11 protein-coding genes and 1 pseudogene are annotated in these 15,420 nt (G+C 52.3%); 5 read left to right on the top strand and 7 right to left on the bottom strand.

Going from position 1 to position 15,420, the window contains the following annotated elements:
* Positions 1 to 49 precede the first annotated feature (49 nt).
* The 5 genes from BJJ97_RS08255 to BJJ97_RS08235 all read right to left on the bottom strand — a co-directional run bounded on the left by BJJ97_RS08255 (position 50) and on the right by BJJ97_RS08235 (position 5,507).
* Complete coding sequence (locus tag BJJ97_RS08255) at positions 50 to 2,002, bottom strand: beta-glucoside-specific PTS transporter subunit IIABC (protein WP_095993620.1); 1,953 nt, start codon at positions 2,000 to 2,002, stop codon at positions 50 to 52.
* 316 nt (positions 2,003 to 2,318) lie between these two features.
* Positions 2,319 to 2,681 carry a CopM family metallochaperone gene (gene copM / locus BJJ97_RS08250; RefSeq protein ID WP_095993619.1) on the bottom strand — a complete coding sequence of 121 codons (363 nt, stop codon included), beginning with the start codon at positions 2,679 to 2,681 and terminating at the stop codon, positions 2,319 to 2,321.
* 70 nt (positions 2,682 to 2,751) lie between these two features.
* Positions 2,752 to 4,221, bottom strand: coding sequence for a GGDEF domain-containing protein (locus tag BJJ97_RS08245; RefSeq protein WP_095993618.1), 1,470 nt, complete (start codon positions 4,219 to 4,221; stop codon positions 2,752 to 2,754).
* Between the two features lie 315 nt (positions 4,222 to 4,536).
* Positions 4,537 to 5,025 carry an ATP-independent periplasmic protein-refolding chaperone Spy gene (gene spy, locus BJJ97_RS08240; RefSeq protein ID WP_039481915.1) on the bottom strand — a complete coding sequence of 163 codons (489 nt, stop codon included), beginning with the start codon at positions 5,023 to 5,025 and terminating at the stop codon, positions 4,537 to 4,539.
* Positions 5,026 to 5,210: 185 nt separating this feature from the next.
* Complete coding sequence (locus BJJ97_RS08235; protein ID WP_095993617.1) at positions 5,211 to 5,507, bottom strand: hypothetical protein; 297 nt, start codon at positions 5,505 to 5,507, stop codon at positions 5,211 to 5,213.
* A gap of 215 nt (positions 5,508 to 5,722) precedes the next feature.
* Here BJJ97_RS08235 and BJJ97_RS08230 point away from each other — a divergent pair, with 215 nt between their 5' ends.
* Positions 5,723 to 7,807, top strand: coding sequence for an NADPH-dependent 2,4-dienoyl-CoA reductase (locus BJJ97_RS08230; protein WP_095993616.1), 2,085 nt, complete (start codon positions 5,723 to 5,725; stop codon positions 7,805 to 7,807).
* A 38-nt stretch (positions 7,808 to 7,845) separates the two neighbouring features.
* Here BJJ97_RS08230 and rlmG read toward each other — a convergent pair whose 3' ends face one another.
* On the bottom strand, positions 7,846 to 8,985 hold the full coding sequence (gene rlmG, locus BJJ97_RS08225; protein WP_095993615.1) for a 23S rRNA (guanine(1835)-N(2))-methyltransferase RlmG: 1,140 nt from the start codon (positions 8,983 to 8,985) through the stop codon (positions 7,846 to 7,848).
* A gap of 161 nt (positions 8,986 to 9,146) precedes the next feature.
* Between rlmG and BJJ97_RS08220 the strand changes: the two genes are divergently transcribed.
* The 3 genes from BJJ97_RS08220 (at position 9,147) to sstT (ending at position 12,803) form a co-directional block, all read left to right on the top strand.
* A complete protein-coding gene (locus BJJ97_RS08220; RefSeq protein ID WP_095701531.1) occupies positions 9,147 to 10,145 on the top strand; it encodes a Gfo/Idh/MocA family protein in 999 nt (332 codons plus the stop codon).
* Positions 10,146 to 10,398: 253 nt separating this feature from the next.
* The gene (locus BJJ97_RS08215) at positions 10,399 to 11,352 is read left to right on the top strand and encodes a TerC family protein (protein ID WP_095701530.1); all 954 of its coding nucleotides are present in this window, start codon (positions 10,399 to 10,401) and stop codon (positions 11,350 to 11,352) included.
* A 203-nt stretch (positions 11,353 to 11,555) separates the two neighbouring features.
* Entirely contained in the window at positions 11,556 to 12,803 is a 1,248-nt protein-coding gene (gene sstT / locus BJJ97_RS08210) for a serine/threonine transporter SstT (protein WP_095993614.1), read from the top strand.
* Between the two features lie 674 nt (positions 12,804 to 13,477).
* Here the strand turns inward: sstT and BJJ97_RS22265 are convergent.
* Positions 13,478 to 13,594, bottom strand: a pseudogene (locus tag BJJ97_RS22265) (IS3 family transposase); the annotation flags it as partial.
* A gap of 370 nt (positions 13,595 to 13,964) precedes the next feature.
* Between BJJ97_RS22265 and BJJ97_RS08200 the strand changes: the two are divergent.
* Complete coding sequence (locus BJJ97_RS08200) at positions 13,965 to 15,413, top strand: SAVED domain-containing protein (protein WP_227003576.1); 1,449 nt, start codon at positions 13,965 to 13,967, stop codon at positions 15,411 to 15,413.
* Positions 15,414 to 15,420 lie beyond the last annotated feature (7 nt).

Genomic DNA, 15,420 nt, shown 5'->3' with positions numbered 1-15,420 from the left:
CGCGCTGCCACGCGTTATCTGGCGGCAAATGCCCTAATCATTCACAGCGCTACGCCAGCGCGATGATCGTGTCGCCAGCCTGCGGGTGACGAACAGAACTCACGCCAAATACGCGATAGTCTTCAGGATTTGTTACCACCATCGGCGTCACGATGTCGTAACCTGCTTTCTTGATCGCTTCCAGATCGAATTCCAGCAGCAGTTGGCCTTTCTTCACTTCATCACCTTCTTCAACACGCATTTGGTAGTGCTGCCCTTCCAGTTGAACCGTATTGATACCCACATGGATAAGGATTTCCGCACCGTTTTGCGAGCGAATACCGACGGCATGACCACTGGCAAACGTGCTGGCAATCACGCCATCCACCGGTGAATAAATGCAGCCTTCATTCGGCACAATGGCTACGCCTTGCCCAACCACACCAGAAGAGAACACCTTGTCGTTTACCTCTTCCAATGGGATGAGTTCACCTTTTGCGGGCGAGCCCAGTTGCTCTGCCGTGGCGGGAGCTTCTTCCAACGGTATTGTCGATGGCATCACGTTCGCGCCAGCAGCCGAAGTTGTCGATGCACTAGATGTAGTGGATGCTGTCGTTGAAGTGGAGGTCGCTGCCGGCGCAGTGGCAGGCGCTGGCACTTTCCCGGCCGGCGGGGTTGGATCATCAAACCCAACCACAATAGTCAGCACAAAACTTGCGACAAATGCGATAGCACAGCCAATGAGGAACCCAACGAAGCCTTCACCATAGAAAATCGGCAGTGTCAGCAATCCAGGCATCCCCATAGAAATCGCCGAGCTTTTCGCATAGCCTGCGATAGCCCCGCCCATTGCCGCGGCGATCACTGCACAGATAAACGGTTTTTTCAGCTTCAGCGTGACGCCGTAGACACCGGGTTCCGTGATACCAAACAGTGACGCAATGAACGAACTCCCCGCCAGCGCTTTGAGCTTCTTATCTTTGGTTCGCACCATCACGCCCAATAACGCACCGGATTGAGCAAAGACAGACGGGCTAGATGCCGCTTTAAGGTAACTGTGCCCCATAACGGAAATATCATTGATAAAGACGGTCACGAAACCCCAGTGAATACCGAAAATCACTAAGATCTGCCATGAAGCCGCAATCAACGCACCAGCGATGATTGGGTTAAAGCTATAGATGCTAACAAACAGTGAAGCGACGAGTTTACTGGCCGTGATACCGATTGGGCCAATGGTCATCAGCGTTAACGGCACCATCAGCGTTAATAGGAAGAACGGCGTTAAAATGTTACGCACACTTTCGTGAATATGACGATTCAGGAAACGCTCGAGATAAGACATCAGCCATATGCTGAAAATAATCGGGAGCACCGAGGATGTGTATTTCATCATCACGACCGGCAACCCTAAGAAGGTTACAGGCTGGCCTGCCTCAAATAGCCCTTGTATTGAGGGATAAACCAGAGCGCCCGCAATCGATACTGCCACGAAAATATTAGTGTCAAACTTACGCGCGGACGTAATAGCCAACAGCATAGGCAAGAAGTAGAACAAGCTGTCAGAGGCCGCATGCAGTATCACATAAGTACTTTCTTTTGGACCTAACCACCCACAGGCAATAACAATCGCCAGCGCACCTTTCAGTACACCCGCTGCCGCCATTGCTCCTAGCAGCGGGGTGAAAATACCCGCGACCAGATCAATCAGTCGTCCCATCATAGAAACCGATTTTTCATTTTCTACTGGCTTCTGTTTATTCGTACCATCTTCCAGTAAACCAGAGATGGAACCAAAGGCGCGGTACACTTCCGGCACCCGGTTCCCGATCACCACCTGCAATTGCCCTGATGCGTTGATGACCGTAATGACGCCTTCCAGCGCCTCAAGCGCAGCCACATCCACCTTACCGTGATCGACAATCTTAAAGCGCAAGCGTGTTGCACAATGAACCAGAGTGGAGACATTCGCCTCTCCCCCGACCAACCTCAAAATATTTTCAGCTAGCACTTTGCTATTCATAATGACTTCCCGTTTCGTCAATGGCTGCAACTGCCCAATACACGTCATCCCGCTTGTTGTCCGCTGGCCAGCTGGAAAATAAGCAAAAAAAAACCTGGATAAAGCAGCGTGCTATACGCTGCTTTATCCAGGTCTCGCCCAGAAAATTCTGGTGACGTCCTTTCCTGTTTTCTAACAAGTTCACGCGGAGAAAGCTATCTCTACGTTTTATTCTGTGAAAACAGTCACTAAATTTTTACCAATCGGGTGAAGCCGCCCACTCCACGACGTGATAAAAACAAAATGGCGCCTCTCAGAAGAGGCGCCATCAGCAAATTTACGGCTTGCTCTGCTTCTTCAGCCAGGCTTCCATTTGGTCGATCTCCGGCTGCTGAGCTTTGATAATCTCTTCCGCCAGCTTGCGCAATTCCGGGTCTTTGCCGTATTGCAGCTCCGTTTTTGCCATATCAATCGCGCCGCGGTGATGCGCAATCATCCCTTTGGCAAAGGCAACATCAGGGTCGCTGGACTGCATCCCTTTCATCATGTCGCTATGCATCGCATCCATCCCTTGCTTATACGCCTGCTGGGAGGACGACGCGTCGTTCGCAGCACCGTGGCCGCTATGCGCGCTGTCGGCCGCGAACGAGAGAAACGGAACCAGCAACGCTGCCGTCAATAACACATGGACTTTCTTCATCATAACCCCTCAATCAGTCACAGTACGGTTGAGGGTAGACGTTCCAGTAAGGGGAAGGTCAAGGGAAGAGTCAGACCTCTTCAACCAGGCGCATACAGACACGATTGCGCCCCTGCGCTTTCGCTTTATACAGTTGCTCGTCCGCCAACCCGATCAGATCGTAAATATTGCCGCCTTCATACTGGGGAAACGTGGCAACGCCAATACTGGTCGTAAAACGGATTTCCCGGCCGTCGGACAGCGTCAGCGCCGTGGATTCTGTAAGATGCCGCAGCGCTTCAGCCATCGCTTTGGATTGCTCAGCCGTCAGGTCGTAAGCCGCAATCACGAACTCCTCCCCGCCCCAGCGGCAAAGGATGTCGCTCGGACGAATCGTAGTACTCAGCATACGGGCAAAGCTGGCGATCAGTTCATCGCCACAGGCATGACCGTAGGTATCGTTGACCTGCTTAAAATAATCGATATCCAGAAACAGCAGCGTTAATTGGCGCTTTTTCTTATTCATCAGCACGCCCTGCCGCCCGTTCAACATGCTGAGAAAAGCACGGCGATTGAACGTGTTGGTGAGCGCATCCTTCAGGCTGCTGCTTTCGATGATTTTAATCAACCGCCGGTTCATCGAGACAAAATGAGAGACGCTTAGCATCGCCATAATTAACATCGCGATATTCAGGCGCGCCGTAGTGAGAAACGAGTTAATGTACGCTTCGGAATTCGAATCGATGAGTATACCGACCTGATTAATATAGAGATAATTCAGTATTACGCCGGTAATCGCACAGAGCAGCGACATGATCGGAAAAGAGTAATTGAACGCACACAGCGTGAGAGGAATAACGGACAGCGTAATCAGACTGGCATCAAGGAAAAAGAGGCTCACTAATAAGAAAATGATGAAGACCAGAAAGGGAAAGATATTTTCTCTGATGGTCTTAGGGCACAGCGGAATATTCCGTAGCGCACGCAGGATGTCTTTACCCCGCAGGAAAAAGAACGCGAGGATAATGCCAGTTCCCAGTTGTTCGCTGAACCAGTCCATAAACTCGGCATAGCGGTTTCCCGTATCGTAAACATACGCATAAACCCCATACGCCACGCCGGATAAGAACGCGCCGACAAACGTCGAAGCGAAAATAATGTAGACGTAATATTTGCTGAATTTTTCAAATGTCGACCACTTTCCGGTAAACCGACACATCAGGCAAAAGGCGCACCAGGCCGTCACCACAAAGACCATATTGCACAAACATAACAGCACCTTGGTTTTTAGCGGCGAGCTATTATCCATCAGTAACGCGGCCGACAGCATCGCCGCATAGCTCACAAAAAAACCGATACCGATAGAGAACATTTTACCTGTTATCGTCCCTTTTCTGGCTCTGAAAATGATCATGAGGCAAAAAACCAGAATGTTGGCGGGCCAAAACAGCGACAGCTCATCCAACACCCGAAAACGAAATCCCAGACAGCTCACGATGAGAGTGGTCAGAAACAGCAGCGGCATGAACTTTATAGCTTTCAACGTCAAATCGTGATTCATCTGTCCTTTACCGCCCGCTGTCCGATCATTTCACCTGCTGTCTCCGCGTGAGAATAGCATTAATCATTTCCCTACTCACAGTGCGATGGCGACGGGAAAATAAATAAAAAAACCACCGGACCGAGGCATTACCCGTGAGGTAATACGTCAATCCGGTGGTCTTAGTAGCTTACTCGTCATACCTCAAGTTGCATGTGCGTTGGCCGCGTTCACTCACCCGAATCACTTACTGGCGTAAGCTCATCGGGATTCCTTCTCTTGCCGCCTGCCTGAAACTCGAATTATTTAGAGTATATTTATTTCCGCGCCGACACGTTATTCCGCAGGGACAGGCTTGCCGTCAGGTTTTGGCGGTTGAGTCAGTCGTTTTTCAAAATTGTCGTTGTACTGCTTTTTCTGCTCTGGCGTCAGAACGTTGTAAATTTTGTTCTTGGTTTCCAGTCCGTTAAGCATTCTGGCCTTGTGCGCGGCGTCGGCTTTATCCAACTGAGCCTGTGCTTTTGCGGCATCAAACGTATCGGATGCAACCAGGCTATGCATGTCACGACGATCGTCCTGCATCGCTTTGTGCATTTTCTCGCGGGAATCTTTCATGATGTCTTTAATTTGCTGCTTCTGCGCTTCCGTCAAATTCAGCTCCTTAAACATCGCATCCGGCCCCATCATGCCACGATGCTCCCGACCCTCTTTCATCATCATCTTGTGTTCTGGGCCAGGACCTTTCGGGGCATCATTAGCATGCGCGATACCTGCCGCGCCCAATGCCAAAGAAGAAGCAACCAGCATTGCAGTGAGTTTACGCATATTCTATTCCTCTCTCTGAATTGACTTGTCGACGGCGAGTGCCGTGCTACGAGAGAAAGTATAGGCCCGACACCTTCAGTTAATTAGAGTAAGGGTAAATCTCTGCAAGTGTCGGCTCCACATTTGCGGCAATTATGGAGAATGAGGAGGAATTGTGTAAGGAAGCGGACGTATTGCGTTAAGCGTTACCGCAGTGAACGCTTAAAGGCGCTGGCTTCTTGTGCCAACACATCAAGATGGGCATGAACGACCTTCATTTTCTGAATCAGCGGATTACGCTCCGGCGAGCTATCCATCGCGCTCAGCTGTGCAGAGAGCCGTTCAATCTGCGCACAAAGGTAAGCATCACGCTCTTTCGCCTGAAGCAACTGCTGCTGGAGGGACTGATGTTCCTGCCGCCACGTCTGTTGCTGACGTTGAACGCTTTGCTCTAACGCCCGAAGCGCGCTATCCAGCCGATATTCCAACTCTTCCACCCGCATAACGATACCTTTGCCCAATAAACTCGCGGATTATAATGTGACACGCCCCCGACAACAAACACTCCAGCACACGATCCCTTTCCTGCACGCGCTTTCCCCCACGATTCGCAATGACATCAATCACAATAAAGAAACATAAATTTCACAACTCCCTCAATTACGGCTAGATTGAACACCATGACTCATCAGACCAGTTAACTTCACCGGAGAGTGCAATGACTGCCTACCCCACGCTGCTTTCCCCACTCGATCTTGGCTTCACGACGTTAAAGAACCGCGTGGTGATGGGATCCATGCATACCGGTCTGGAAGAACACCCGGACGGCACCGAAAGGCTGGCGGCATTTTACCGTGAGCGGGCTCAGGGCGGCGTCGGCCTGATTGTCACTGGCGGCATTGCGCCAAACGCCAAAGGTGCCGTTGCCAAAGGCGGAGCGACCCTGTATGACGAGGCGCAGCTCGCACATCATCAGGTGCTGACGCAGGCGGTACACGACGCAGGCGGGAAAATCGCGCTGCAAATTCTCCACGCCGGACGCTACAGCTATCAACCCGATCCCGTCGCGCCATCGGCCATTCAGGCACCAATTAACCGCTTTGCACCACGAGAAATGAGTACGCAGGATATTGTGCAAACCATCGACGACTTTGCCCGTTGCGCCGCGCTGGCACAGCAGGCGGGTTACGACGGCGTGGAAATTATGGGATCGGAAGGCTACCTGATTAATCAGTTTCTGGTGACGCACACCAACCATCGCGATGACGAATGGGGCGGCGATTTCCAGCGCCGTAGCCGCTTCGCGCTTGAGATTGTTCGCGCCGTGCGGGAACGAACAGGGCCGGACTTCATCCTGATTTACCGTTTATCGATGCTCGACCTGATAGAAGAAGGATCAAGCTGGCAAGAAATTGTGCAACTGGCGCAGGCGATTGAGCAGGCAGGTGCCACCCTCATCAATACCGGTATCGGCTGGCATGAAGCGCGAATTCCGACTATCGCCACGCTGGTGCCTCGCGGTGCCTTCGGCTGGGTAACGCAGAAGCTGATGGGGAAAGTCCGCATCCCGCTGATTACCACCAACCGCATCAACGATCCCGGCGTCGCGGAACAGCTTTTAGCCGAAGGCTGTGCCGACATGGTGTCGATGGCGCGTCCTTTTCTCGCCGACGCTGAACTGGTAGCAAAAGCACAGTCGGGACGTGCGGATGAAATCAATACCTGCATCGGCTGCAATCAGGCCTGCCTCGATAAGATTTTTGCTGGCAAGGTCACGTCCTGCCTGGTCAACCCACGCGCCTGTCACGAAACCGAACTGCCTATCCAGCCCGCACGCGTTGCTAAACGCTTTGCGGTGGTCGGCGCAGGGCCTGCTGGCATGGCCTTTGCCGTCAATGCCGCCGCACGCGGCCATCAGATCACACTGTTTGAGTCCTCTTCCTATATCGGCGGGCAGTTCAATATTGCCAAACAAATACCCGGCAAAGCGGAGTTTTATGAAACGCTGCGCTATTACCGTCGACAGCTAGAATTGCTCGGCGTCACGCTTCGCCTGAGCACGCAGGCAACCGCCGCTGATTTGCTTGGTTTTGATGACGTGATTCTGGCCTGTGGCATCGTGCCGCGTATTCCCGCGATTGCAGGTATCGATCACCCTAGCGTACTGAGCTATCTGGACGTGCTGCGCGACAAAAAGCCCGTCGGCAAACGGGTCGCCATTATCGGCGCAGGCGGCATCGGTTTTGATACCGCGCATTATCTTCTTAACGAGAACAGTCTTCTAAACAAGAATAGTCTTCTTAACAACGAGCACAGTGGCAACCATCGTCTTAATCCCCAGCCTCCTCAAGCGGGACATGCTGACTTTTATGCGGAATGGGGCATCGATAAGCAATTGCAGCACCGGGGCGGCCTGCTGCCTCAACAGCCTGACGGGCTTCCCCACCAGCGGGACATTACCGTATTACAGCGGAAGACCGGCAAGCCCGGTGAAAATCTGGGGAAAACGACAGGCTGGATACATCGCACCACGCTGCTGCGCCACGGTGTAACGCTGCTGGGCGGCGTGGAATATCATCATATTGATGATGAGGGGCTGCACATTATTCACGACCAGCAACGACGCTGTCTGCCAGTGGATAACATCATTATCTGTGCCGGTCAGGAACCTAACCGTAAGCTGTATGACCCCTTACTCGCAGCTGGGTGTCACGTTCATCTGATTGGCGGTGCCGATGTGGCGCAGGAACTGGACGCACGCCGGGCAATCGATCAGGCCACCCGGCTGGCGTTAATACTGTAGTTCGTGAGGCTAAATTAGCCTCACGAAACAGGAGCGGCTTAGCGGGACGAGCCCGTTTTCACCGAGCGTAGTACCGCGAACTTCGTGTTGCTGGCGAGGGTTTCACAGTTACCGAACAAGCGCTTCATCTTGTGGAAATAATCCAGATGGCGATTCCCCACGATGCGCAGTTCTCCGCCAACCTGAAGGCAACGGCGGGCATCCATAAACATCTGCCAGGCGATTTCGTCCGTCACGGCCTGCTGCTGGTGGAATGGCGGATTACACAGCACCGCCTGCAACGTATCGCGTCTAACGCGAGACAATCCGTGGTTCACCACGAAGCTACAGCGCTCAATATCCTGCGGGCGGTTGACTTCAACGTTCGTCTGGCTCGATGCCACCGCCATGTAGGATTCATCAAAGAAGCCGACGGTGGCTTCTGGGTTGGCTTCCAGCGCCGCTAGCCCAATGACGCCATTGCCACAGCCGAGATCGATGATCTTACCGTCTATCTGTTCCGGCAAGTGCTGCATAAAGAAGCGAGCGCCGATATCCAACCCATTACGCGAATACACGTTAGCCAGGTTTTGAATGCGATAGCCGTAACCATCCAGCTCCCACTCAGTAGTAAGTGATTGCTCACTGACTTTGAGTTCCGCCCACTCACAGTGAACCAGACGCGCCTTTTTCCAGGCCAGCGAGGTTTTCGTCGGCCCCATCACGCGTTCAAACAGTTGCAGCGTAGAGGTATGAATATCCCGCGCTTTCGCACCGGCGATGATGCGCGTTTGCGGCGTAACAACCTTGCGCAACATTCTCAGTTGGTGTTCCAGCAGCGCGATCGTTTTCGGTATTTTTATCACCACCAGCGCAGGTGCATCGGGTAGCTCTGCCATACTGTCCAACAGGGTTACCGCATCGGCATCATAACCGTTCAGTTCCAGATTATGTCGCGTCGCCAGTTGACTCAGATAAGAGTCGCTGATACTGACGGGCGATTGCGCCTGTAAACCGCAGGCCAGCGCACCAAACGTATCATTGAAAATCAAGCGCGGGCCCGGCGCGATTTCCATGGTAGCCAGTTCACGCAGCAGATATTCATCTGCGGCATCCCACGCCTGTAGCGCCGAGTTTTCAGCGACCTGAGGATAACGCACCAACGTCAGGTTGCACGTTTCCAATTCGAGTTGGCTCATTAGCCTCTCCTGCATCATAAAATTTGCGCTGTTTATCCCTTAAAACAGCCCGTCAGTAAATGCTTTTCTCTGCCAAAACCGGAAATGATTGACGTTGCCTTGTCATTTCACCGTGATAATCTGCATAGTCATCCCCCATGCTTTCAGGATACCAAACGCTTATGATTCGCTTCGCCATTGTAGGAACCAGTTGGATCACCCGTCAGTTTGTTGACGCCGCCCATGAAACCGGCAAACTGAAGCTCACCGCCATCTATTCACGTACGGCAGAAAAAGCGCAGCCGTTTCAAGCCGATTACATGGTGGATACGCTGTTTGATTCACTGGAAGCCATGGCGAAATCCGATCTTATCGACGCAGTGTATCTGGCCAGCCCTAATTCCCTGCATTGTGAACAGGCGCTGCTTTTCCTGAGCCACGGCAAGCACGTCATCTGTGAAAAACCGCTGGCTTCCAACCGCTATGAAGTCGAACAAATGGTCGCCTGTGCCAGAGAAAATCAGGTCGTCCTCTTTGAAGCCTTCAAAACCGCCAGTCTGCCCAATTTTAGCGTGATCCAGCAATCGCTGCCGAAAGTTGGCAAATTGCGTAAAGTGGTGCTGAGCTACTGCCAGTATTCCTCACGCTATCCGCTCTATCTGGCGGGTGAGAATCCCAACACGTTCAATCCGGCGTTCTCCAACGGTTCCATCATGGATATCGGCTACTACTGTCTGGCCTTCGCCGTCGCGCTGTGGGGAGAGCCGTGCACCACGCAGGCCAGCGCGACACTGCTGGAAAGCGGCGTTGATGCGCATGGCAGCATCATCCTGAATTATGGCGATTTCGATGTGACCATCGTCCACTCCAAAGTCAGCCACTCCGCTATTTCCAGCGAAATTCAAGGGGAAGACGGTTCGCTGGTGATTGAAAAAGTGTCCGAATGCCATAACGTGAAATTCATTCCACGTGAAGGCAAGCAGTTGGATCTCAGCCAACCGCAGCATATCAACAGCATGCTGTACGAAGCCGAGGTCTTTGCCACGCTGGTGAACAATAACGACATTAACCATGCGGAACTGGCGCGCTCACGCACCGTCGCAGGGCTGCTGACGGAAATTCGCCGCCAAACGGGTGTCGTATTTCCTGCCGACGCCGCGACGCCGGGAAATGCGGAGTAAGACAGCGATAATTATTTGACCAAGATCATCTTTTCACCTATCTTCAGTCAGGCAAAGGGGAGTAACTTTTCCGCCAGCTAATCGTCATTACGATGCGTTTCGCATCCGGTTACTGGGCAACCTTGATGAGACAGTTTCATTAACGTTGTAAGTGAGACCTTGCCGGGAGGCGAGGTGCATTTGCAGCTTTAATAACAAGCGGCCAGCGTCCTTCCGATGTTGGCCGTTTTTGTTTCTATTTAAGGATTTTGCTATGCACACCATCGGCACGCCATGGTTATGGGGCAGCTTCGCTGTCATAGTTATAGTAATGCTGGCCATCGACCTACTCTATCAAGGGCGCAAAGGGTCGACGGTAATGACGTTCAAACAGGCTGCTGTCTGGTCTATCATCTGGGTCACGCTCTCTCTGCTGTTCAACGCCGGTTTCTGGTGGTATCTGGATGGCACGATGGGTCGCGAGGTGGCCAACGCCCAGTCGCTGGCCTTCCTGACCGGTTATTTGATCGAGAAAGCGCTTGCCGTCGATAACGTCTTCGTCTGGCTGATGCTATTCAGCTACTTCGCCGTTCCCCCGCAATACCAACGTCGCGTGCTGATTTACGGCGTGCTGGGTGCCATCATTCTCAGAACGCTGATGGTATTTGGCGGCAGTTGGTTAATCACGCAGTTCCAGTGGTTGCTCTACGTGTTCGGTGCCTTCCTGCTGTTCACCGGCCTTAAAATGGCGCTGGCGAAAGAAGATGGCGGAGCGATAGGCGACAAGCCGCTGGTGCGCTGGCTGCGTAGTCGTCTGCGCATGACGGATAGCATCGAGAATGAAAAATTCTTCGTCCGTCGTAACGGCATCCTGTACGCCACGCCGCTGTTTCTGGTGCTGATTATGGTTGAAATCAGCGACGTGATTTTCGCCGTAGACAGTATCCCAGCTATTTTCGCCATCACGACCGACCCCTTTATCGTGCTGACGTCAAACCTGTTCGCGATTCTGGGCTTGCGTGCGATGTACTTCCTGCTGGCTGGCGTGGCTGAACGCTTCTCGCTGCTGAAATATGGTCTGGCCGTCATCCTGATCTTCATTGGTACCAAGATGATGCTCATCGACATTTTCCATATTCCGGTGGCGATTTCTCTGGGCGTCGTTGCCAGCATTCTGGTCATCACCATGCTGATCAACGTCTGGGTGAACAAACGCGCCGAGCGTTAATCCTATTCACTCCTCTTCGCAGGGTGACGGACAAGGATGTCCGTCATAAAAAACCACATCATTGCTTTTCTCAAAAATAAATTTTCATATACTGATACACGCAAACACACTTCGTTACGGAAAAACAAAGCCACCCGGCACAAGCCAGAGGTGTCAGCTCCGTACAGACAACTACTTAGCGGAACGGTTACATCGTCAAAATTATGGAAACTCAACACTCTCGTTTTTTGCAGTACATTACCCACGGCAGCCTGGTTAAACAGATTCTTCTGGGCCTTGCGGCGGGTATTATTCTGGCTTCACTGTCCACGCAGGCCGCGCTGGCGGCTGGCTTATTGGGAACGCTGTTCGTCGGCGCATTGAAAGCCGTCGCCCCCATTCTGGTATTGGTGCTGGTCATGGCGTCTATCGCCAACCACCAGCAAGGACAGAAAACCAATATCCGCCCTGTCCTGTTTCTTTACCTCATCGGCACCTTCTCGGCGGCGCTGATTGCTGTCGTGCTAAGCGTCTTATTCCCTTCCACGCTGGCGCTCAACGCGCAGGCCGCCGACATTACGCCACCATCAGGGATTGTCGAAGTGCTGGAAGGGCTGTTGATGAGCGTCATCGCCAACCCGATTCACGCGCTGCTGAATGCGAACTACATCGGTATTCTGGTCTGGGCCGTTGGGCTGGGCATTGCATTCCGTCACGGTTCGGACAGCACCAAGAACATGATTAACGATGCCTCCAACGCGGTCACCATGATTGTGCGCGTCGTGATTCGTTTCGCACCGCTGGGGATTTTCGGTCTGGTCGCCTCAACGCTGGCGGAAACGGGCTTCGGTGCACTGTGGGGCTACGCCCATCTGCTGATGGTGCTGATTGGCGGCATGCTGCTGGTCGCGCTGGTGGTCAACCCGCTGATCGTCTACTGGAAGATTCGCAGCAACCCTTATCCGCTGGTGCTGCGCTGCCTGCGTGAGAGCGGCGTGACCGCCTTCTTTACCCGCAGCTCCGCCGCCAACATTCCGGTAAATATGGAACTGTGCCGCAAGCTGAATCTGGATGAAGACACCTATTCTGTCGCCATCCCGCTGGGTGCAACCATCAATATGGCTGGCGCGGCGATTACCATCACAGTGCTGACGCTGGCCGCCGCCCATACGCTGGGTATTCAGATTGACGTGCCGACTGCGCTGCTGCTCAGCGTCGTGGCTTCACTGTGTGCCTGTGGTGCCTCGGGCGTGGCGGGCGGTTCACTGCTGTTGATTCCACTGGCGTGCAGCATGTTCGGTATCTCCAACGATATCGCCATGCAGGTAGTTGCGGTTGGCTTCATCATCGGCGTATTGCAGGACTCCGCAGAAACCGCGGTGAACTCCTCAACGGACGTGATGTTCATCGCCGCCGTATGCCACGCGGAAGATGCCAAGCTGGCGGAAAAAGAGCGTTTGAATCTGCTGTAACTGATTAGGGATTCATACCCCCGTGTCCTTGGTTCGATTCCGAGTCCAATACCACTATTTAGAAAAAACCAGCCTTAGGGCTGGTTTTTTGCTTTCTGGAAGCTCCGAGGGATTTCTGGGTGTTCTGGTCGCGGATGCCGATTGCTCTGCCCTTTCCATCCCGACTGAGCATTTACCTTTAGTGACTCCCTACCCTTCCGGTCACAGTGCCAACGTCTACTGGCCTTCAAACTGCCAATAAACACTATTTCCAACTTGTATACCTATCTGATGGATTAATCACAACAAGGTAGCATCCGGTCTTTGTCCGGTCAGGAGAAGGCAAGCATTATTGCTTCACTTCTGATATGTGCAAAACACTACCGCGCCGGTAGGCTTGCTAACCCCCCACAATCCCGGAAAGGATTCCCAGCCTTGTTCACGGTTCTCAATAAAATCGATTATGAGCACTCCTTCAACCAACTTTTCCCAGCAACTGCTAAGCCTCCAGTAAGTGATGTTAATGGCGGCGTTAATATCCCTGCTGAGCAGCAATTCAGGTCTGGCACTTTTGCTGTCCCCAACAATACTCATGTTGACTGTCGCTTATGTGCCAAAAGCGGAAGTAGCTAACAGCACTTAGTGTTGATTAACGGGGAGCAGGTCAAAAGTACTTAATCTGGCGGCACTCGTCCGAGTGCATCCATGACAAAATCCATCGACCTAGACAAGTTCGGCGGATCCGGACGCAGAGGCGGAAGACGCTACATCACCAACTCTTTACGACTCAGTCTACGTTTTACGCTCAGGCTGATATCTGCAAATAATTGGTATGTCCATTTAGACAGTTCTGTTTCACAGTTCGCATTATCAGGTCGTGATTGGCCGCTTTCGTCGAAGCAGCAAGGGCTCCACATAGGTCGTTTGTTGGCACTGATTACAAGCCTGCTGAAAAATCGCACATTGCCATTGAATTCTTACTTTTTACCCATACCTGTATGTAGTTCAATTTAGAACTTAGTCATGGATTAGGGCGATACAATGTCTTTAGGCTCATCAACCTCTACATGCAGCACTACGACTACAAGTAATTTTAGCGACGATAACTTGGCCGTCTGGCTCAATAGATGTCTGGCACAAAAGCACCGAGTGGCATACGTCACTGCGGGGTATCTCTGCAAGTTGGTTGATCTTGATGAGGTAGGGCTCGCATTTCACCTTGCTGATCCTGGACCGAAAGCAAAAGTAAGTCTGAAAAAGCTAGTCCAAAAATGCTTGCTCTATAGTCTGGATATGGGGCTTGAAGCCTTCCTTTCTGCCCAGACCGCTGACAGTTCTTGGACATTTACGTCTGTAAAGAGTAAGGACGCAGTGGATATTTTCATCGCGGCCCGGGATGGGCTACTCGGAAGAACTAAAGGTCGGGGGCAAGAGATCTCAGAGAAAACGGCGCAAAAGGTTTGGGCTGATGCGGGTGCAAGATGCATGTTTGAAGGCTGTGCGCATGATCTGTCAGAGATTGCCTTATGGACCCAGGCTGCCAGAGTTGGATATCTGGCACATATCGTCGCATCGGACCCAGAGGGGCCTAGGGGTAGTCAGGTTGATTCACACCGTCTTGCCAATGTTGCCGAAAACATCATGTTGATGTGTGATGAGCACCATCGCCTGATTGATTCTTTTTCACCTCAGTATTACACCGCCGAAATTCTGAATGAAATGCGCCGGTCTCACCGTGATATTGTACGAAATTATCTGGACTCATTAGCGTTTCAGCGCACAAAAGCGGTGACTTTGCATGCAAACCTAGCAAACGTGCCGACCTACTTTCACGACTCTGAGCTGATTGAAGCCATTGTGGCGACCAGACGAGCCATGGAACCAGGTGTTGTCCATTATATGCGACGAAAATCACAGCGAGACGACCGTCATCTACCTGAGTTTTGGTACCAATATTTGCGTGAGCATGAGCATCATATTCGAGAGCTCGTTACTGGATTTGATTCCAGTAACGGTTTGAGCACCGAAAACCTTGCCATCTTCCCTTTGCACCATATCCCTACCTTGGTTTTGGCCGGTCGAGTGATGGGTGAAGCGCAGGCTATTCAAGTTTTCCAGTACGACAGGGGCCGCAAGACCTGGGCGTGGGACTCAAAGGCTAATGCTCATCCAGCAGGTACTTTTAGAGTTAGCCCTCTGCCGCCGACGCGCGCAGACGAAGTTTTTATAACACTTGAGCTGTCGGCCAGTCTTGATGAGGATTCACTTTCTCCTGAATTCAGAGGCGAAGTCGATGCCGGCAAAATCCCTTGGATTCGCGTCACTACCTCAGAGACAGGAGCTGGCTGTATTGGGTGTCCGGAGGATCTTGAACAGTTTTCGCGAGCTGCGCGCGCAGCAATTGTTCACGCTCAAGACGTGATGAGAGTTGCAAAGGTGCACCTAATCGCTATCAGCCCTGCCAGTACGGTGTTCCGTTTTGGCCAGATGTTGCAGGCAGGCAACCACCCTGAGTACGTGGTTTATGACCGCGCAGGACGGGACTACAAATTTGTTCCTGCTCTATCTATAACTGGCCATGATGTATCTGCCACTCACGGACAGAATTCCGTCAGTATTTCTCTTCGATAACGAGTCT

It is taken from the genome of Pectobacterium polaris (genome assembly GCF_002307355.1).
GTDB lineage: Bacteria > Pseudomonadota > Gammaproteobacteria > Enterobacterales > Enterobacteriaceae > Pectobacterium > Pectobacterium polare.
This window is presented reverse-complemented; position numbering and strand designations above follow the sequence as displayed.

What these genes read in the sequence shown, in the direction of transcription:
- BJJ97_RS08255 (WP_095993620.1), bottom strand. Translation starts at nt 2,002, where the DNA reads ATGAATAGCAAAGTGCTAGCTGAAAATATTTTGAGGTTGGTCGGGGGA.
- copM (WP_095993619.1), bottom strand. Translation starts at nt 2,681, where the DNA reads ATGAAGAAAGTCCATGTGTTATTGACGGCAGCGTTGCTGGTTCCGTTT.
- BJJ97_RS08245 (WP_095993618.1), bottom strand. Translation starts at nt 4,221, where the DNA reads ATGAATCACGATTTGACGTTGAAAGCTATAAAGTTCATGCCGCTGCTG.
- spy (WP_039481915.1), bottom strand. Translation starts at nt 5,025, where the DNA reads ATGCGTAAACTCACTGCAATGCTGGTTGCTTCTTCTTTGGCATTGGGC.
- BJJ97_RS08235 (WP_095993617.1), bottom strand. Translation starts at nt 5,507, where the DNA reads ATGCGGGTGGAAGAGTTGGAATATCGGCTGGATAGCGCGCTTCGGGCG.
- BJJ97_RS08230 (WP_095993616.1), top strand. Translation starts at nt 5,723, where the DNA reads ATGACTGCCTACCCCACGCTGCTTTCCCCACTCGATCTTGGCTTCACG.
- rlmG (WP_095993615.1), bottom strand. Translation starts at nt 8,985, where the DNA reads ATGAGCCAACTCGAATTGGAAACGTGCAACCTGACGTTGGTGCGTTAT.
- BJJ97_RS08220 (WP_095701531.1), top strand. Translation starts at nt 9,147, where the DNA reads ATGATTCGCTTCGCCATTGTAGGAACCAGTTGGATCACCCGTCAGTTT.
- BJJ97_RS08215 (WP_095701530.1), top strand. Translation starts at nt 10,399, where the DNA reads ATGCACACCATCGGCACGCCATGGTTATGGGGCAGCTTCGCTGTCATA.
- sstT (WP_095993614.1), top strand. Translation starts at nt 11,556, where the DNA reads ATGGAAACTCAACACTCTCGTTTTTTGCAGTACATTACCCACGGCAGC.